This window comes from Microbacterium resistens (assembly GCF_021172025.1).
GTDB lineage: Bacteria > Actinomycetota > Actinomycetes > Actinomycetales > Microbacteriaceae > Microbacterium > Microbacterium resistens.
Window position 1 is genome coordinate 3157463 of record NZ_CP082781.1, and the last position, 16867, is coordinate 3174329.

Here is a 16867-nt window from a genome sequence, read left to right on the forward strand (position 1 = left end):
ATCGCGCGGCATCAGGCGGAAAACGCGGCCCCGCGCCTGAACCCGCGCGATCGCCTGACGCGGGGGGGGGGTGCCGCGTGGAGCCGCGGGTCAGGCGACGAGGCGCTCGATCACGCGGGCGACACCGTCGTCGTCGTTGCCGGGGGCGACCTCGTCGGCCGCGTCGCGCAGGACGTCGATCGCATTGGCGACGGCCACCCCGTGCCCGGCCCACTCCAGCATCTCCAGGTCGTTGAGGCCGTCGCCGAAGGCCACGACCTCCTCCCGCGCGATGCCGAGACGCGTGCACAGCTGGGCGAGGCCCGTGGCCTTGGTGACGCCCTCCGCCATGACCTCCACGAAGGGCGCACCGGACAACGTCGCCTCGAAGCCCGACAGGCCGAGGCCGCGCAGGGTGGCGAAGATCTCCGCGATCGGCACCTCGGGATGCCGGATCACGAGTTTCAGGCTCGGTGCCGACAGCACGTCCGCGAGGGGGACCCCGACCATGTCCCGCGGATCGCGCTTGTGGTCGCTCAGGCGCGCGAGCGCGGCGTAGCCCTCCTGCGTGACGAAGCCCTCGCCGGCCTCACGGACGCTGGCGAACAGGAGCCCGGGGATCGCCTGCGACAGCGCGTCGGCGAGCTCCTGCTGCACCGCGGCCGGGATCTCCTGGGCGAACAGGACCTCGCCGGTCACGAGGTGGATGCCGTACGCGCCGTTGCCGCACAGCGCCCACGCGTCGAAGGCGGCGTCCGCGGCGAGCTGGCGCAGGCCGATCGGCTGACGGGCCGTGACGGGGACGACGTGCACGCCGGCGGCGCGGGCCCGGTCGAGCGCCGCACGCGTGCGCCGGGTGACGGTGCCCGCCGCGTCCAGAAGCGTGCCGTCCAGGTCCGTCGCGATCAGGCGGACGGGCGCGGTGCGCGGCGCCGCGGAGGGCGAGGCAGGCATCGTCGTCACGCGAAGATCATCGGCAGGTCGTCGTCCGCGTCCGCCGTCGTGCCGAGGTCGAGGTCGACGACCACGGGCACGTGGTCGCTCGGCTGCTCGCCCTTGCGCTCGTCGCGGTGGATCGACGCGCCGGTGACCGCGTCGGCGAACGGCTGCGAGCCGAGGACGAAGTCGATCCGGATGCCCTCGTTGCGGGGGAACTTCAGTCGCTGGTAGTCCCAGTACGTGTACCCGGTCGGGAGGAGGGGGCGGACGACATCCTGCACCCCGGCGGTCTCCAGGGCGAAGAAGGCGGCGCGCTCCTCCGGCGAGACGTGCGTCGAGCGCCCGACCACGATGTCGGGATCGCCGTTGTCGTCGTCGAAGGGGATGATGTTGAAGTCGCCCACCAGCGCCAGGGGCTGTGCCGGGTTCGCGGCGATCTCGGCGGCGGTCGCCTGGCGCAGCGCCTCCAGCCAGTGCAGCTTGTAGGTGAGGTGCGGGTCGCCGAGAGAGCGGCCGTTGGGCACGTACAGGCTCCACACGCGCACGCCGCCGACGGTCGCCCCGAGCGCCCGCGCCTCCAGCGGAGCGTCCGGGCCGTCATGCCCCTTCGCGAACCCGGGCATGCCGGCGAACGCGGTCGAGACGTCCGTGATCGGCTCGCGGCTGACGATCGCGACGCCGTTCCACTGGTTCAGCCCGTGCGCCTCGACGTGGTAGCCCGCGTCCTCGAACGGGCCGTAGGGGAACTGCTCCGGCGTGCACTTGATCTCCTGCAGCGCGAGCACGTCGATGTCCTCACGGACGACGAAGTCGACGGCGCGGGCCACGCGCGTGCGGATCGAGTTGATGTTCCAGGTCGCCAGACGCATGCGTCCAGCCTAGTTTCGGTTGCGGACATCCCCGGACCGGCGGCGGATGCGGTCAGCGCTGCTGCTGCGCCTTCTTCTCCCGCCGCAGACCGTGCAGCAGCGGCTCGGTGTAGCCGCTCGGCTGGTCCGCCCCCTCCAGGATCAGGCGGCGAGCCGCGGTGTACGCGATGCCCGGCTCCGCGCCGTCCGGGAAAGCGAGCGGCTCGTAGGCGGGGTCGCCGGCGTTCTGCTCGTCGACCACCTCCGCCAGCCGGCGCAGGCTCTCATCCACCTGTTCCGGCGTGATGACGCCGTGCAGGAGCCAGTTGGCCAGCAGCTGGCTGGAGATGCGCAGGGTCGCGCGGTCCTCCATCAGGCCGGTGCCGTGGATGTCGGGGACCTTGGAGACGCCGATCCCCTGGTCGATCCAGCGCACGACGTATCCGAGGATCGACTGCACGTTGTTGTCGAGCTCCTCCGCCACCACGTCCGCGGTGAGCACGCCCTCTCCCGCGAGCGGCGGGACGAGGAGCCGGTCCAGGGCGTCCTCGCCGACCGGCGGAAGCGTCGCGCGCACGGCGAACGGATCCACCTGGTGATAGTGCAGGGCGTGCAAGGTGGCCGCGGTGGGAGACGGCACCCACGCGGTGGACGCCCCCGACAGCGGATGGGCGATCTTCTTCTCCAGCATCGCGCGCATGAGGTCCGGCTCCGCCCACATGCCCTTGCCGATCTGCGCGTGCCCGTCCAGTCCCGAGGCGACGCCGATCGCGACGTTGCGATCCTCGTACGCCTGCATGAACGGCTGCGCCTTGATCGCGGCCTTGGGGAGGAACGGGCCGGCGTGCAGGGAGGTGTGGATCTCGTCCCCGGTGCGGTCGAGGAAGCCGGTGTTGATGAAGACCACCCGGTCGGACGCGGCGGCGATCGCGGCGGCGAGGTTCGCCGACGTGCGCCGTTCCTCGTCCATGATCCCGATCTTCAGGGTGCGTGCCCGCAGCCCCAGCAGCTCCTCGACGCGGCCGAACAGCTCGACGGCGAACGCGACCTCCTCGGGGCCGTGCATCTTCGGCTTCACGATGTACATCGATCCGGTCCGGGAGTTGCGCCCGGCGTCCGGTCCCTCCAGATCCGGCAGGGCGCCCAGCGCGGTCATCACCGCGTCGAGGATCCCCTCGAACACCGGCTCGCCGTCCCGGTCGAGCACGGCGTCGGTGCGCATCAGGTGGCCGACGTTGCGGATGAACAGCACCGCCCGGCCGGGGAGGGTGACCTCGTCGCCCGCCGCCGTGCGGTACGTGCGGTCCGCGGCCAGGGCGCGGGTGAAGGTGCGGCCGTCCTTGGTCACCGTCTCGGTGAGCGTGCCGTCCATGAAGCCGCGCCAGTTGCGGTACCCGAGCGCCTTGTCCTCGGCGTCCACCGCGGCGACGGAGTCCTCCAGGTCGAGGATGGTGGTGATCGCCGACTCCAGCAGGATGTCCTGGACGCCCGCGGGATCGGTGCGCCCGATCGACCCGTTCCTGTCGACGTCGATCTCGGCGTGTAGGCCGTGGTGGCGCAGCAGCACCGCGCGGGGCTCCTCGGGATCGCCGGCGAAGCCGACGAAGGCCGTGGCGTCGGCGAGACGGCGCACGCCGTCGGCGGTCCGCACGGCCAGCCCCTCGTCGTCGACGGCGTAGCCGGTGGCGTCGCGGTGCGAGCCGCCGGCGAGGGGCGCGATCGCGTCCAGCAGCTCCCGACCCCGCGCGACCACCGCGGCCGCGCGGGCGGGGGTGAAGGCGCGGCCGGGGGCGAGGTCGCCGGTCCGGTCGATCGCGTCCGTCCCGTAGAGGGCGTCGTAGAGGGAGCCCCAGCGGGCGTTGGCGGCGTTCAGGGCGAAGCGCGCGTTGAGGAGGGGCACCACGAGCTGCGGGCCGGCGAGGGTCGCGATCTCCGGATCCACGTCCTCGGTCGTCACGGCGACCGCGCCGGGGTCCGCCGCCAGGTAGCCGATGTCGGTGAGCAGGGCGCGGTAGGCGTCGCGGTCCGGGACGCCCGGGCGCGTGCGGTGGAAGTCGTCGATACGGCGCTGCAGCTCGTCCCGGGTCCGCAGCAGGGCGGCGTTGCGGGGGCCGAGGTCGTGGACGATCGCGCTGACGCCGGCCCAGAAGGCCTCGGGGTCCCGTCCCGACGCGGTCAGCGACTCCTCGGCGAAGGCGGCGATCGGTGCGGCCACCGACAGGTCGGCGCGGGAGAGATACGAGGTCATGGTTCCGTTCCTTCCACCTGTGCGCCGAGACGGTGCAGGGTCTCGAGCGCGATCGCGGCGTCCTGCGCCGGGGTCCCCCCGGCGACGCCGAGTCCGCCGACGTGGTCGTCGCCGAAGACGATCGGCACTCCTCCGTCGATCGTAGTCAGGGCCCCGCCCGTGCCCAGCGGCAGGGCGACGGACAGGGCCTCAGGGATCTGCGCGGTGCGACGCCGGATCGAGGCCGCGGTCACGGCCTTGCGGCGACTGGTCTCGGCGCTGTGCGGGGTGGCGCCGTCGGCCATGCCGTAGGCGACGACGGTCATCGAGGGGTCGGCGACCGCGACGACCGCGCGCACCCCGTGGTCCGCGCCGATCTCCATGGCGAGCGAGACGGCGCGGGCAGCGGTCTCGTAGGTGATCGCGGCGATCTGACGGTGGGTGGACATGGCGTCTCCTCGGGTCGGTCCGGGCGGATCGGGTCAGCTTCCTGCAGATATCCACATAGTGAAGAAAAACTTTCGCAATATGAAATGATGCAGCAAACCGCGCCATCCGTCCAGAGCAGGGGAGGCGAGGTGACGCGTCAGCGGTCCGCGGGGTCGCCCGTCCCGGTGAGGATGCCGCGTGCCAGCGTGTGGAAGTGGCGGTTGAACCCGAGGTACGCGGGCGTCTCGTCTCCCGTGAGCTCGATCGCCTCGACGTCCAGGGCGTCGACCACGAAGACGTAGCGGTGGACGCCGGTCCCCGCCGGCGGAGCCGCGCCGATGTAGCGGGGCAGGCGCGCCTCGTTGGGGAGCGTCACCGCGCCGGCGGGAAGCGAGCCCGGCTCGCCGTCGCCCGCTCCCGCGGCGAGGGAGCGCAGATCGGCGGGGAGGTTCGCGACCGCCCAGTGCCAGTACCCGGTGCCGGTCGGGGCGTCCGGATCGAGGCAGGAGACCGCGAAGCTCTTCGTGCCGGCGGGCGGCTCGCCCCAGCTCAGCGCGGGCGACCGGTCCTCTCCTCCGCGGGAGGCCGACCAGGCACTGACCGGGAGCGGCGCGCCGTCGGCGAAGTCGGGGCTGGTCAGCTCCAGCGGTGCGAACTCGCGCAGGCGAGCGAGGGCGGCATAGGGATCGACGTCGAGCACGGCTGCTCCTCCTTCTGTGGCGTACGCGGGCCACGATAGGCGCTGGGCGGACGGCACGCCAGGCGGGCGGCGGCGGCGCGCGGCGCGGATGCACGATCCCGACACGGGAGCACGGCGGATCCGCGGGAGCGATCCTGCATGCGTACCCGGATCGTGCAGCACTCCCGGCACCCAGGGCGTCCGGGAGGCCGCCGTAGACTGATGCCCGTGACGCTCAGCACCCCGGAACTCGAGGCCGACCGCCAGGCCCTGATCGCCCTGATCACGGCTGAGGCCGTCTTCCACGGCGACTTCACGCTCTCCAGCGGCAAGAAGGCGACCTACTACGTCGACATGCGTCGTCTCACGCTGGATCACCGCGCGGCGCCCGCGATCGGTCGGATCATGCGCGATCTCATCGCCGACCTCGACGTGGTCGCGGTGGGCGGGCTCACGCTCGGCGCGGATCCGATCGCCAACGCCGTCCTGCACGCCGCCGCCGACAGCGACCGTCCGCTGGACGCCTTCGTCGTGCGCAAGGAGCCCAAGGACCACGGGCGCGGACGCCAGATCGAGGGCGCCGAGGTGGCGGGACGCCGCGTGGTCGTGCTGGAGGACACCTCCACCACCGGCCAGTCCGCGCTCAAAGCGGTCGAGGTGCTGCGTCGCGAGGGCGCCGAGGTGGTGGCGGTCGCGGTGATCGTCGACCGCAAGACCGGCGCCCAGGCAGCGATCGAGGCCGCCGGGCTGGAGTGGCGCGCGGCCATCGACCTCGACGACCTCGGGCTCGACCCGCAGTGACCGCCTACGCCCTGGCCGTCGACGTCGGCGGCACCAAGCTCGAGGCGGCGCTCGTCGCCGCGGACGGCACCGTCGTCGACGCGACGCGCACCCGCCGCCCGACCGGTCCGGACGCCACGCCCGACTCGCTCCGCGAGGCGCTCGACGCCGTCATCTCCGCGGCGCTCGCCGGACTCTCGTCGGGGGACGAGCTGCTCGGGGCCGGCGTGGGGAGCGCCGGGCCGATCGATCGCGAGCGCGGTCTGATCCACCCGGTGAACATGCCGCGAGCCCGGGGCTTCGATCTCGCCGGCGCCGTGCGCGACTCCGCCTCCGCCGTCCGCGGGGCACCGGTCCGCACGGCGTTCGGGCACGACGGCGGGTGCCTCGCGCTCGCCGAGTCCTGGCTCGGCGCGACCCAGGGGGCGGCCTCGTCGCTGTCGATCGTCGTGTCCACCGGCGTGGGCGGCGGCTTCGTGATGGGCGGGCGGTACCTGCCGGGCGCCACGGGCAACGCCGGTCACCTCGGGCAGGTGCACGCCGAGGGGCCGCTGACCCTGGAGGAGGTGGCCTCGGGGCCTGCGAGCGTGGCCTGGGCGCGTGCGCAGGGGTGGACGGGCGAACGCGGCGAGGACCTGGCGCGCGACGCCGCAGCCGGTGACCGGATCGCCCGGGCGGCGATCGAGCGTTCCGCCGCAGCGGTGGGAGCGGCGCTCGCCGACGCCTCGACGCTCGTCGACCTGGAGGTCGTCGCGATCGGCGGCGGGTTCTCCCGCGTGTCGGCGGACTACATCGACCTCGTCCAGCGGGCTGTCGTCGACACGGCGGCGCACGACTACTCGCGGCGCACCCGGGTCGTCCGATCGGGTCTCGAGGACGAGGGCCCGCTCATCGGTGCGGCCGCGCTGATCCTCCGCACCGCCTCGGACGACGACCGATGAGGGCCGCAGGGATGAGCCGGTGAGGGTCCTCGGGCTGCAGTCGGGCACGTCCCACGACGGGATCGACGCGGCCGTGGTCGCGTTCGAGCGGGACGGGACGCTCCTGCGCGGACGCGTGCTGCACACGACCGAGATCCCCTACGACCCGGTGCTGCGGCGGCGACTGATCGCCGCCCTGCCGCCGAACTCCACCACGCTCGCCGAGATCGCCGAGCTCGACACCCTCATCGGGCAGGCCTTCGCCGAGGTCGCCGCGGCGGCCGCGCAGGCCGTCGGGGGCGTGGACGCCGTCTGCTCGCACGGGCAGACCGTCTACCACTGGGTGGAGGGCAACGCCGCGCGGGGAACGCTGCAGGTCGGCCAGCCGGCGTGGATCGCCGAGCGTCTGGGCGTGCCCGTCGTGTCCGACGTGCGCATCCGCGACATCACCGCCGGCGGCAACGGCGCCCCGCTCGTGCCGTTCCTCGACGACCTGCTGCTGCGCGGACGGATCCGGCCCGCCGCCGCGCTCAACCTCGGCGGGATCGCGAACGTCACGATCGTCGGCGGAGAGGGCGACGTGCGCGGATACGACATCGGCCCGGCCAACGCCCTCATCGACGCGGTGATCGTCGCCGAGGGGCTGAACGATCGCGGCTACGACGAGGACGGCCGGATCGCCGCCGCCGGACACGTCGACGAGCGGCTGCTGGAGGCGCTGCTGGCGGATCCGTACTACGGCCTGCCGGCGCCGAAGAGCACGGGCAAGGAGCACTTCCACCTCGACTACGTGCGTCAGCACCTCGCGGCGCAGGAGCGTCCGATCCCCGTCGCCGACGTCGTCCGGACGCTCACCGAGCTCACGGTGCGCACCGTGGCCGCCGACATCCGCGAGGCCGGGGTGCGCTTCCTCGCGGTCTCCGGCGGCGGCTGCCGCAATCCGCAGGTCATGGACGGGCTGCGGGCCGCGCTGCCGGGGGCGGACGTGGTGCTCGCGGACGAGCTGGGCGCACCCGCCGACGCCAAGGAGGCGATCCTGTTCGCCCTCATCGGGTGGTGCACCATGAACGGCGTTCCCGCTGTGCTGCCCGAGGCGACGGGCGCCGCGGCCGCGCGGATCCTCGGCACGATCACGCCCGGCGACGGACCGCTCCGGATGCCGGAGCCTGCGGAGCCGGTGTCGGGCCTGACGCTGACCTGACGCCGGCCCGCCGAGGCCCATCGGGTTCGGTCCGACGACTCAGTGCGTCGTCAGCAGTCGCCGCGGCGTGCCCTCGATCCGTGCGATCGCCACCCTGAGGTCCGTGGTCTCCGTCGTGAGCCGGTTCTCCAGGGCGTCGATGCGGGCGGTGAGCTTCTCTTCGACGGCGTCGATGCGGGCAGTGAGTCTCTCGTCGACGGCGTCGATGCGGGCGGTGAGCTTCTCTTCGACGGCGTCGATCCGGGCGGTGAGTCTCTCGTCGAGCGCGTCGATGCGCGCGTCCACCCGGTGCTCGAGGCGGGCGACGGCGGCGTCGATGCGTCGCACGCACCAGCCGAAGCCCGCGACCATGGCGACCCCGAACGTCACGACGACGCCGACGGCGCTCAGGACGACCGCGAAGATCTCCGGTGACACGTACACCCCTCCATTGTCGCTCGGTGGAAACTCGGTTCACCAGAGACCGTAGAGGCTCGTCGGACGGGGGCGGCGTGCCCTTCGCGCGGACCGTGGACAAGTCCGCAGCGGGCCGCCCTGGGGAGGACGAGCGCGACGCGGATCAGCTCGTCGTCAGCGCTTCTCGTCCTCGTCCCAGGGACCCTCCCACCACCCGCGCTGCGGCCCGGAGCCGCGGCGCGACCGCACGAACTGGACGATCAGGACGACGAGCGTCGTCAGGCCGATCACCAGCCCGACGAGGAGCAGGAGCGTGTGCTGCGACACGGGTCAGCCCTCCGAGGCCTCGTCCGCGGGACTCGCCGGGGCGTCGCCCGGAGCGGGGAGGAGATCGATGACGCCGCCCACGACCTCGTCCGGTCGGAACGGGTAGCGCTCGATCTCGCGGCGGTCGCTGATGCCCGTGAGGACCAGGACCGTGTGCAGGCCGGCCTCGATCCCGGCGACGATGTCGGTGTCCATCCGGTCGCCGATCATGCCGGTGACCTTGGAGTGCGCGCCGATCTTGTTCAGCGCCGAGCGGAACATCATCGGGTTGGGCTTTCCGACGACGTACGGCTCGCGCCCGGTCGCCTTCGTGATGAGCGCCGCGATCGCCCCGGTCGCCGGCAGCGGCCCGTCGGCGCTCGGGCCCGTCGCGTCGGGATTGGTGACGATGAAGCGCGCGCCGCGCTCGATGAGCCGGATGGCCTTGGTGATCGCCTCGAACGAGTAGTTGCGGGTCTCGCCGACCACGACGAAGTCCGGGTTCGTCTCGGTCATGATGAACCCGGCCTCGTGCAGCGCCGTCAGGATGCCGGCCTCTCCGATCACGAACGCCGAGCCGCCGGGCTGCTGCTGCTTGAGGAAGTCCGCCGTGGCGAGCGCGGAGGTCCAGATCCGCTCCTCCGGCACGTGCAGTCCGCTGGCGCGCAGGCGCGCGGACAGGTCGCGCGCGGTGAAGATCGAGTTGTTCGTCAGGACGAGGTACGGGATCCCGTCGCGCTCCCATCCGGCGAGGAGGTCGGCGGCCCCGGGCAGCGCGTCGTTCTCATGGACGAGCACGCCGTCCATGTCGGTGAGCCAGCATTCGATCTCGGCGCGTTCGGACATGGGATCAGCCTAGAGCCGGCGGCTGGGCGCGTGCGATCCGCGTCGCCCTCAGGCGGTGAGCCAGACGATCGCCGCGCTGCCGTCCGGAAGCGCAGCCCCCTCCACGCGGGGGCCGTCGGGCGTGACCGCGACGGTGACGCCGACCGACACCCCGGCGTTCTCCAGCGCGCGCAGCAGCTCGGGATCGCGGTCGTCCACGCGCAGCACCCGGCCGACGTGACCGATGGCGGCGTCGGCGAGCAGGACGAACGGCGCGCGGTCGACGGTCCCCGCCGCGTCCGGGATCGCATCCCCGTGCGGATCGAACCGGGGTCGGCCGAGCCGCTCGTCGATGCCTTCGAGCAGGCGGTCGCTGATGGTGTGCTCCAGCACCTCGGCCTCGTCGTGGACCTCGTCCCAGGCGTAGCCGAACTCGCGGACGAGCCAGGTCTCGATGAGGCGGTGGCGCCGCAGCATCGCCAGCGCACGCTGCTCGCCCTCAGGGGTGAGGCGCACGGCGCCGTAGGGGACGTGGGAGACGAGTCCGGCCGCGGCCAGCTTCTTGACCATCTCCGTGACGCTCGACGGCGCGATCCCCAGCTTGAGCGCGAGCTGCGAGGGGGTGATCGGGGCGGCCTGCCACTCCGTGTGCGCGTACACGGTCTTCAGGTAGTCGTCGAACGCGGGGGAGGCCACGGATCCAGCCTACCGGCGGGCCGGTCCCGGCTTCCCGGTCAGCCGCCGAGGCTCGAGAGCGTCGCGAAGGCGACCTGTCCGGCGAAGAAGATGATCGCGAAACCGGCGATCGCCGCCAGCAGCCCCAGTCGGCCGTCGAAGTCGTTCACACCGCGCATCCCGATCGCCCGCGCGCGGAACGCGAGGAAGAGCGTGATCGCCCCGAGCGCCAGCTGCACCCACGGACCGCCGACGGGCAGCAACGACGGCACGGCGACGAGCAGCACCCCGAGAGCCGCCGTCCCGATCCCCGCCCACGTGCAGATCGCCACGGCGCGGCGAGCCGCGGAGTCGTCGGGGCGACGGGAGTCGGAGGGCATGGGACGAGCCTACCCGCGTCGGTGCGGCCGGCCGGCGCGGGCCGGAGCCGCGGCCGGCGACCGGTGAATAGGCTGAGCGAGTGAGCACCGAGACGCCCGAACGCAGCACGCACGGCGTGGGGCCGTGGCCCGGCGGCCCGGAGAGCTGGCCGGGGGACGCGCACTTCGACCCGGAGCTGCTCGCCCACGGCGACACCCGCAACGTGATCGACCGCTACCGCTACTGGCGCATGGAGGCGATCGTCGCCGACCTGGACGCCCGCCGCCACCCGTTCCACGTCGCGATCGAGAACTGGCAGCATGACATGAACATCGGCTCGATCGTGCGCAGCGCCAATGCCTTCCTCGCCGACACCGTGCACATCATCGGTCGGCGCCGGTGGAACCGCCGCGGGGCGATGGTGACCGATCGCTACCAGCATGTCGTGCATCACGAGGACGTCGCGGCCTTCGCCGCGTGGGCGCGGGACGAACGCATCCCGATCATCGCGGTGGACAACGTCGAGGGCGCCCTCCCGGTGCAGGAGGCGGACCTGCCCGCGCGCTGCGTCCTGCTCTTCGGGCAGGAGGGGCCCGGGCTGAGCGCGGAGGCGATCGCGGCGGCGAGCGGGCACGTGGAGATCACGCAGTACGGATCGACGCGGTCGATCAACGCCAGTGCGGCAGCGGCCGTCATCATGTACGAGTGGTGCCGGCGGCACGCCGGATGACGACCGGCGGACCGCCGCGGACCGGACCCGGGATGGGAGCATGAGGGGGTGAGAGCACAGGGCAGGGCCGCGTCGCGCGCATCCGCGCGAACGGCCTCGCCGCGGTTCTGGCTCCGGATCGACGTCATCGCGACCGCCGCGGCCACGGTCGTCCTCCTGCCGGCCACGATCGTGTCCCTCGTCCAGGCGGACGGCCCCCCGCTCGTCGTCGTCGCGGCCATCGCCCTGTTCGTCGGGCTCCACGCCGCCTCGTTCGTCGCCGTCCGGCATCCGCGACCCGCCTTCGTCGCCGCGGCCCTGGTGATGCTCGCGCTCGCCCTGCTCCCGGCGTACGGCGTCGTGGCGGCCGCACTGTATCCGTCCGCGGCGGCGTTCCTGCTCTGCCTCGGCCAGGTCGCGGTCCAGTGCACGACGCGACTGAGCCTCGCGGCGCTGGGCGTCGGCGTCATGGGCGCCGGCATCGTGTCGGCGCTCGCCACGGACCTTCCCGATCCGCTCCTGCGTCTCGGCTCGTTCGTCGGTCTCGCGGCCGTCAACGCCGCAGCGTGGGCGTTCGGCGCACTGGAGCGCTCGCGCCGGATCCGGGTCGAGGACGCCGCGCGCATGCGCGCCGAGCAGGCCGTGATCGCCGAGCGGGGCCGGATCAGCCGGGATCTCCACGACGTCGTGGCCCATGCGCTGACGGTGATGATCGCCCAGGCGGAGGTCGCGCGGACGCTCCTGCGCGAAGACCCGCCGACGAGCGAGCGCGCCCTCGACGTCGTCACCCGGACCGGCCGGGAGGCGCTGCGGGGCATACGCGGCGTCGTCGCCGACGAGGCGTCTCGCTCGCCGGCGCCGGATCTGGCGGCGGTGCGCGCGCTCGTCGAGGACGCCCGCAGCCCCCGCGTCGACATCGAGCTGGACGAGAGCGGCGTGCCCGTCGCACTGGGGCCGGGCGCCATGCTCGCGCTCCACCACGTCGTGCGCGAGGCGCTGACGAATGCGATCCGGCACACGAGGCCGCCCGTGCGGGTGACGGTCGCACTGCGATGGGAACGGAGCGCCCTGGAGGCCGTCGTCGAGGACGACGGCGGTGCCGGACGCCGGGACTTCGGGCTCGGCAGCGGCACCGGCCTGGTCGGCCTCGCCGAGCGGGTGCGGCTCGCGGGCGGCGTCCTGACCGCCGGGCCGAGCACGGCAGGCCGTGACCGGGCGTGGACGGTGCGGGCGGTGTTCCCGTACGGGGATGGCGGTGCGGCCCGAGGCGCGACGGAGGGACGAGGATGACGGTCCGAGTGCTGCTGGCCGACGACCAGGACCTGCTCCGGGAGGCGCTCGCGCTGATGCTGGCGCGGGACGAGCGGATCGAGATCGTGGGCTCGGTGCGGTCCGGGGACGAGGCGATCGCTCTCGCGGACGAGCGGGAGGTCGACGTGGTGCTGATGGACGTGCGGATGCCCGGCACCGACGGCATCGCCGCGACGGCGGAGGTGCGCCGTCGTCATCCCGGCGTGCGCGTGCTGGTCCTCACGACGTTCGATCTGGACGAGTACGCGGTGGGGGCGATCCGCGCGGGCGCGAGCGGATTCCTGACCAAGGACGCGGCGCCGCAGGCGGTCGCGGACGCGGTCGTGGCGGTCGCGGCGGGCGAGCGCGTGGTCGGGGGGCGGGCCCTGGAGGCGCTCGTGGGATTCGTGCGGAGCGCCGTGGCGCCGCGGGATCCGGACGCGTCCGCGGCGCTGACCATGCTCACCCCGCGGGAGCAGGAGGTCGTGCGGCTGCTGGCCGCCGGGCTCTCCAATGACGAGATCGCCCAGCGCCTCTTCCTGTCGCCCAATACCGTCAAGACCCATGTGAAGGCCGTGCTCGCCAAGCTCGCCCTGCCCGACCGGATCCACGTGGTCATCTGGGCGTATGAGAACGGAGTGCTGCGGCCGGCGACGGAGCAGGATCACCCGCGCGGGTGATCCGATCCACCCCGGAGGGCGATGCGGGGATGCCGCGCCGCTTCCTAGCGTCGAGGCATGCACGCACGAACCAGGCTCCTGTTCCCCCTGCTGTCGGTCGCCGCGTCCTCGATCGTCACGGCGCTCGCGCTTCTGCGGCTCACCGTCCCGAGCGTCGCCGGATGGTTCGCCGAGGTGCCGCCGGGCCTGCTCGACCGGTGGATCGCGCCCGTCCCGTCCGCGGTGCTGAGCCTGCTGCTGGGCCTCGCCGGGATCGTGACGGGACTGCGGGCCCTCGTCGTCGAGCGTTCCGCGTCACGCCGACCCGCAGGAATCCGGATCGCGGCTGCCGCTCTGGCCGCGGGCGTCGTCCTCCTCTCCCCCGGCGGTGTCATACCGGTGGCCGGCTACACGTTCGCGCTCGTCGCGGTGGGTCTGGTCGTCGCGGCGATCGTGCTGCTGACGCTCCGGCACCCGGTGGCGGGCCTGGTCGCGATCGCCGGCCTGGGTGCGGCGGGATTCGTCGCCGTCCGGCTCCTCGACGCCGGTGACCTCCTCATGCGTCTCCTCCCCGCCTTCGCACGGCAGCTGCCGTTCGCAGGGACGACCGCCGTCTACCTCGTCGTGTCGACGGCGCTCGGGCTCTGGGCCATCGGCGATGCGCGCCCGCCCTACGGCCGCGTCGCCGCAGGCGTCCTTCGCCATCGCCGCACGATCACGATCGTCGCCGCCGCGTGCGCCCTGCCCTACGCCCTCGCGCGCGCGTCGTGGCTGACGCCGTGGCCGCAGTTCGGCGGGGACGCTGAGCTCTTCGCGCGCGAGCCCGCGATGCTGCTCACCGGACTCCTCCTCGGCGCCGGGATGCTCACCGGCGGAGTGCTCACGCTCGGGCTCATCCGCCCGTGGGGAGAGCGGTTCTCGTCGCGGTTCGCCCTGCTCGGGGATCGCCCGGTGCCGGTCGGTCTCGCCGTGATCCCCGCGGTCGCGGTCGCGGTGCTGTTCCTCACCGGAGGACTCGACTTCCTCCTCCTGGCGGCGGAGGGCGGACTGCCGGCGGGCGGCGCCCTGTTCGAGGCCGCCGTGCTGTTCCCGTTCTGGCTGTGGGGTCCGCTGCTCGCGCTCGCCGCGTGGGGGTACGCGATGCACCGCGCCTCCGAGCCGCTCGGACCGGTCCGCCCGCGCGGGCGGGAGGCCCGGCGAGCCGCCAAGGACGAGGAGCGACGGAACCGCGAGCGCGCCCTGGCGCATCTGGAGGCGCTCGAGGACCGGGATCCGGAGCCGTCGCGCTGAGAACGCCGCCTCTCGATCTCAGTCGCGGTCGATGCCGAGGACGTGTCGGTACAGCGCCGACACATCGCGATCGAGCGCGCGGATCTCGCCGATGAGCTCCGCGCGTAGCCCCCCGATCTCCGACTTGATGACGTGGATGAACATCGTCGACACGACCGTGATCATGCCGAACATGGCTGCGGCGAGGACGCCGATCAGCACCCAGACCTGAGGTTCGGACATCGACAGCACCCTTCGAGTATGGCGGATTGCATGCCAGAGTGCCAGGGTTCTGAGCGGTCGATGAGTCGCGGCGCGGACACGGGGGGGAAGGCGAGATTCTCGTCCGCGGTGGAGGACGAGGGATCCCGTCACGTGCCGTGCGTCATACCGCGACGCGCAGCCAGCGGCCGGTGCGTACGCGCAGGCCGAGGGTCGCGAGGCGCACCAGCAGGTACACGCCGAAGAACGCCACGGCGATCCAGATGAGCCCCGCGACCCCGTCCACGCCGGTCGCGGCGACGACGGCGAGGGCGGGAAGGAAGACGAGGAGGTTGATGCCGCCCGCCAGCGCGAGGTAGCGGGCGTCCCCGGCGCCCATGAGCACTCCGTCGAGGACGAACACGACGCCCGCGACGGGCTGCGCGACGGCCAGCACGATCAGGGCGGGCTGGATGAGGGCGGCGAGGTCCGGGTCGCCGGTGAAGACCAGGCCGATCACACCGGAGAGCGCTCCGATCGCGAGGCCCACGACCACGCCGAACCACGTCCCCCAGGCCACCGTCCTCGCCAGCACCTGCCGGGCGGCCTGCTCGTCCTTCGCCCCCAGGTTCTTGCCGATCAGCGCCTGCGCCGCGATCGCGAGGGCGTCGAGGGCGAAGGCCGCCGCGGAGAACACCGTGTAGACGACCTGCCACCCGGCGAGCTCGGTCGTCCCGATGCCCGTGGCGACGCCCACGGTCGCCAGCAGCGCGACGCGCAGCGACACGGTGCGCAGGAACAGCCAGCCCCCCGACCGCGCCGAGCCTCGGATGCCGGACAGCTCCGCCCGGATCGACGCATCGTGCCGCCGCGCGAGGCGTCCCACGACGACGACGTACGCGCCCACCATGCCCCATTGGGCGACCACCGTGCCGAGCGCGGAGCCCGCGATGCCCCAGCCGAGCCCGTAGATGAACAGCGCGTTCAGCGCGGCGTTGGCGGCGAAGCCGCTGCCCGCGATCCACAGCGGGGTCATCGTGTCCTGCATCCCGCGCAGGAGTCCCGTCGCCGCGAACACCACGAGCATGGCCGGAAGGCCCCACATCGAGATGACGAGGTAGGTGTCGGCCTGCTGGGCGACCGCCTCCGAGGCCCCGAACAGACCGACCAGCCACGGCGACGACCACGCGCCGGCGACCGCCAGCACCGCACCGAGCCCGAGAGCGAGCCACATCCCGTCGATCCCGACGGAGACGGCGTCGCCGGGATCCCCGGCCCCGAACCTGCGCGCCACGGCGGGCGTGGTGGAGTACGCGAGGAACACCATCAGGCCGACGAAGGTCTGCAGCACCGCCGAGGCGATGCCGAGGCCCGCCAGCGGTGTCGTGCCCAGGTGCCCCACCAGCGCCGCGTCCACGATCAGGAACGCCGGCTCGGCGATCAACGCGCCCAGTGCGGGGATCGCCAGGCGCAGGATCTCGCGGTTGAGGGAGGAGCGGGCCACCCACCGAGCCTAGGCCGTGGCGCCGACGTCCCCGGCGCGTGGTCCCGGACCGGCCCGCGGCGGACCGTCGTAGGCTGGAGGAGGACGCCGACACCGCAGGGGGTGCACGATGACCGGGACGAGAGACGCTGAGGATCGCTACCGCGCCGCCGTCGAACGGAACCGAGGCCGCACGGAGCCCGCGCCGTCACCCGCCGTCCTGAACGCCGAGACCATGCCGGCGATCGTCGAGACCGCGATCCAGGTCGCGATCCGTCGCGGCGAGTTCGACGACCTTCCCGGCGCAGGCAAGCCCCTGGAGGGACTGGCCGCGTCGTCGGATCCCGACTGGTGGATCCGGCGGAAGATCGAGCGCGAGGGACTGACCGGCCTCGGCCCGCCCGCCCTTCTCCTGCGCGTGGAGGACCGCGGGATGGAGGAGACGCTCGACGCCCTCGGGCGTGAAGAGGATGTCCGCGCCCTGATCGAGGACTTCAACCGTCGGGTGGTCGAGGCCCGGCGGCAGCTGCAGGGCGGCCCGCCGGTCGTCACGCGGACGCGCGACGCCGACGCCGAGGTCGCGGCGTGGCGGCAGCGGCGAGAGGCGCGACACGAAGCCCCGACCGCCGAACCGGACGAGCAGCGTCCGCGCCGGCGGTGGTTCTCCGCGCGGCGCGCCCGCGACTGAGCGG

At 73.3% G+C, this 16867-nt stretch carries 20 protein-coding genes; 8 read left to right on the top strand and 12 right to left on the bottom strand.

What is annotated here, in order from left to right:
- Positions 1-90: 90 nt before the first annotated feature.
- From K8F61_RS14955 to K8F61_RS14975, 5 genes are all read right to left on the bottom strand, one after another.
- Positions 91-933: an HAD family hydrolase gene (locus K8F61_RS14955; RefSeq protein ID WP_231821568.1), complete on the bottom strand. Its 843-nt coding sequence runs from the start codon at positions 931-933 to the stop codon at positions 91-93.
- Between the two features lie 5 nt (positions 934-938).
- Positions 939-1787: an exodeoxyribonuclease III gene (locus K8F61_RS14960; RefSeq protein WP_231819685.1), complete on the bottom strand. Its 849-nt coding sequence runs from the start codon at positions 1785-1787 to the stop codon at positions 939-941.
- Positions 1788-1839: 52 nt separating this feature from the next.
- A complete protein-coding gene (locus K8F61_RS14965) occupies positions 1840-4014 on the bottom strand; it encodes a malate synthase G (protein WP_231819686.1) in 2175 nt (724 codons plus the stop codon).
- Positions 4011-4442: a GlcG/HbpS family heme-binding protein gene (locus K8F61_RS14970; RefSeq protein ID WP_067243890.1), complete on the bottom strand. Its 432-nt coding sequence runs from the start codon at positions 4440-4442 to the stop codon at positions 4011-4013. The genes K8F61_RS14965 and K8F61_RS14970 overlap by 4 nt, the downstream gene beginning before the upstream one ends.
- 137 nt (positions 4443-4579) lie before the next feature.
- Positions 4580-5122 (bottom strand): YbhB/YbcL family Raf kinase inhibitor-like protein, encoded by a 543-nt coding sequence (locus K8F61_RS14975; RefSeq protein ID WP_067243892.1) that lies wholly within the window; start codon positions 5120-5122, stop codon positions 4580-4582.
- Positions 5123-5323: 201 nt separating this feature from the next.
- Here K8F61_RS14975 and pyrE point away from each other — a divergent pair, with 201 nt between their 5' ends.
- The 3 genes from pyrE to K8F61_RS14990 are packed head-to-tail and all read left to right on the top strand — an operon-like array spanning position 5324 to position 8002.
- On the top strand, positions 5324-5902 hold the full coding sequence (gene pyrE, locus K8F61_RS14980) for an orotate phosphoribosyltransferase (protein ID WP_067243894.1): 579 nt from the start codon (positions 5324-5326) through the stop codon (positions 5900-5902).
- Positions 5899-6822: an ROK family protein gene (locus K8F61_RS14985; RefSeq protein WP_231819688.1), complete on the top strand. Its 924-nt coding sequence runs from the start codon at positions 5899-5901 to the stop codon at positions 6820-6822. The genes pyrE and K8F61_RS14985 overlap by 4 nt, the downstream gene beginning before the upstream one ends.
- A 19-nt stretch (positions 6823-6841) precedes the next feature.
- On the top strand, positions 6842-8002 hold the full coding sequence (locus K8F61_RS14990; RefSeq protein ID WP_231819689.1) for an anhydro-N-acetylmuramic acid kinase: 1161 nt from the start codon (positions 6842-6844) through the stop codon (positions 8000-8002).
- Between the two features lie 39 nt (positions 8003-8041).
- Here the strand turns inward: K8F61_RS14990 and K8F61_RS14995 are convergent, their stop codons facing one another.
- The 5 genes from K8F61_RS14995 to K8F61_RS15015 all read right to left on the bottom strand — a co-directional run bounded on the left by K8F61_RS14995 (position 8042) and on the right by K8F61_RS15015 (position 10584).
- A complete protein-coding gene (locus tag K8F61_RS14995; protein ID WP_231819690.1) occupies positions 8042-8425 on the bottom strand; it encodes an apolipoprotein A1/A4/E family protein in 384 nt (127 codons plus the stop codon).
- A gap of 147 nt (positions 8426-8572) precedes the next feature.
- Positions 8573-8725: a hypothetical protein gene (locus K8F61_RS15000; RefSeq protein WP_169797653.1), complete on the bottom strand. Its 153-nt coding sequence runs from the start codon at positions 8723-8725 to the stop codon at positions 8573-8575.
- A 3-nt stretch (positions 8726-8728) separates the two neighbouring features.
- Complete coding sequence (locus K8F61_RS15005; RefSeq protein ID WP_219086289.1) at positions 8729-9550, bottom strand: HAD-IIA family hydrolase; 822 nt, start codon at positions 9548-9550, stop codon at positions 8729-8731.
- 48 nt (positions 9551-9598) lie between these two features.
- Positions 9599-10225, bottom strand: a complete 627-nt coding sequence (locus K8F61_RS15010) for a metal-dependent transcriptional regulator (RefSeq protein WP_231819691.1) — start codon at positions 10223-10225, stop codon at positions 9599-9601.
- Positions 10226-10263: 38 nt separating this feature from the next.
- Positions 10264-10584, bottom strand: coding sequence for a hypothetical protein (locus tag K8F61_RS15015; protein WP_231819692.1), 321 nt, complete (start codon positions 10582-10584; stop codon positions 10264-10266).
- 80 nt (positions 10585-10664) lie between these two features.
- Between K8F61_RS15015 and K8F61_RS15020 the strand changes: the two genes are divergently transcribed.
- From K8F61_RS15020 to K8F61_RS15035, 4 genes are read left to right on the top strand one after another with little or no spacing between them, the layout of a single operon-like run.
- The gene (locus tag K8F61_RS15020; protein WP_067243903.1) at positions 10665-11294 is read left to right on the top strand and encodes a TrmH family RNA methyltransferase; all 630 of its coding nucleotides are present in this window, start codon (positions 10665-10667) and stop codon (positions 11292-11294) included.
- A gap of 48 nt (positions 11295-11342) precedes the next feature.
- Positions 11343-12563 carry a sensor histidine kinase gene (locus K8F61_RS15025; protein WP_231819693.1) on the top strand — a complete coding sequence of 407 codons (1221 nt, stop codon included), beginning with the start codon at positions 11343-11345 and terminating at the stop codon, positions 12561-12563.
- Positions 12560-13243 carry a response regulator transcription factor gene (locus K8F61_RS15030; protein ID WP_231819694.1) on the top strand — a complete coding sequence of 228 codons (684 nt, stop codon included), beginning with the start codon at positions 12560-12562 and terminating at the stop codon, positions 13241-13243. The genes K8F61_RS15025 and K8F61_RS15030 overlap by 4 nt, the downstream gene beginning before the upstream one ends.
- A 57-nt stretch (positions 13244-13300) precedes the next feature.
- Positions 13301-14512: a hypothetical protein gene (locus K8F61_RS15035; protein ID WP_231819695.1), complete on the top strand. Its 1212-nt coding sequence runs from the start codon at positions 13301-13303 to the stop codon at positions 14510-14512.
- 18 nt (positions 14513-14530) lie between these two features.
- On the opposite strand, the gene K8F61_RS15040 is transcribed toward K8F61_RS15035, so the two are convergent.
- Both K8F61_RS15040 and K8F61_RS15045 read right to left on the bottom strand, forming a co-directional pair.
- Complete coding sequence (locus tag K8F61_RS15040; RefSeq protein ID WP_231819696.1) at positions 14531-14734, bottom strand: hypothetical protein; 204 nt, start codon at positions 14732-14734, stop codon at positions 14531-14533.
- A gap of 142 nt (positions 14735-14876) precedes the next feature.
- The gene (locus K8F61_RS15045; protein WP_231819697.1) at positions 14877-16196 is read right to left on the bottom strand and encodes an MATE family efflux transporter; all 1320 of its coding nucleotides are present in this window, start codon (positions 16194-16196) and stop codon (positions 14877-14879) included.
- Positions 16197-16305: 109 nt separating this feature from the next.
- Here K8F61_RS15045 and K8F61_RS15050 point away from each other — a divergent pair, with 109 nt between their 5' ends.
- Positions 16306-16863, top strand: coding sequence for a DnaJ family domain-containing protein (locus tag K8F61_RS15050; protein WP_231819698.1), 558 nt, complete (start codon positions 16306-16308; stop codon positions 16861-16863).
- Positions 16864-16867: the final 4 nt, after the last annotated feature.

Excerpts from the sequence above, each read along its gene's own strand:
- K8F61_RS14955 (WP_231821568.1), bottom strand. The coding sequence starts at position 933 with ATGCCTGCCTCGCCCTCCGCGGCGCCGCGCACCGCGCCCGTCCGCCTG.
- K8F61_RS14960 (WP_231819685.1), bottom strand. The coding sequence starts at position 1,787 with ATGCGTCTGGCGACCTGGAACATCAACTCGATCCGCACGCGCGTGGCC.
- K8F61_RS14965 (WP_231819686.1), bottom strand. The coding sequence starts at position 4,014 with ATGACCTCGTATCTCTCCCGCGCCGACCTGTCGGTGGCCGCACCGATC.
- K8F61_RS14970 (WP_067243890.1), bottom strand. The coding sequence starts at position 4,442 with ATGTCCACCCACCGTCAGATCGCCGCGATCACCTACGAGACCGCTGCC.
- pyrE (WP_067243894.1), top strand. The coding sequence starts at position 5,324 with ATGCCCGTGACGCTCAGCACCCCGGAACTCGAGGCCGACCGCCAGGCC.
- K8F61_RS15005 (WP_219086289.1), bottom strand. The coding sequence starts at position 9,550 with ATGTCCGAACGCGCCGAGATCGAATGCTGGCTCACCGACATGGACGGC.
- K8F61_RS15015 (WP_231819692.1), bottom strand. The coding sequence starts at position 10,584 with ATGCCCTCCGACTCCCGTCGCCCCGACGACTCCGCGGCTCGCCGCGCC.
- K8F61_RS15030 (WP_231819694.1), top strand. The coding sequence starts at position 12,560 with ATGACGGTCCGAGTGCTGCTGGCCGACGACCAGGACCTGCTCCGGGAG.
- K8F61_RS15035 (WP_231819695.1), top strand. The coding sequence starts at position 13,301 with ATGCACGCACGAACCAGGCTCCTGTTCCCCCTGCTGTCGGTCGCCGCG.
- K8F61_RS15040 (WP_231819696.1), bottom strand. The coding sequence starts at position 14,734 with ATGTCCGAACCTCAGGTCTGGGTGCTGATCGGCGTCCTCGCCGCAGCC.
- K8F61_RS15050 (WP_231819698.1), top strand. The coding sequence starts at position 16,306 with ATGACCGGGACGAGAGACGCTGAGGATCGCTACCGCGCCGCCGTCGAA.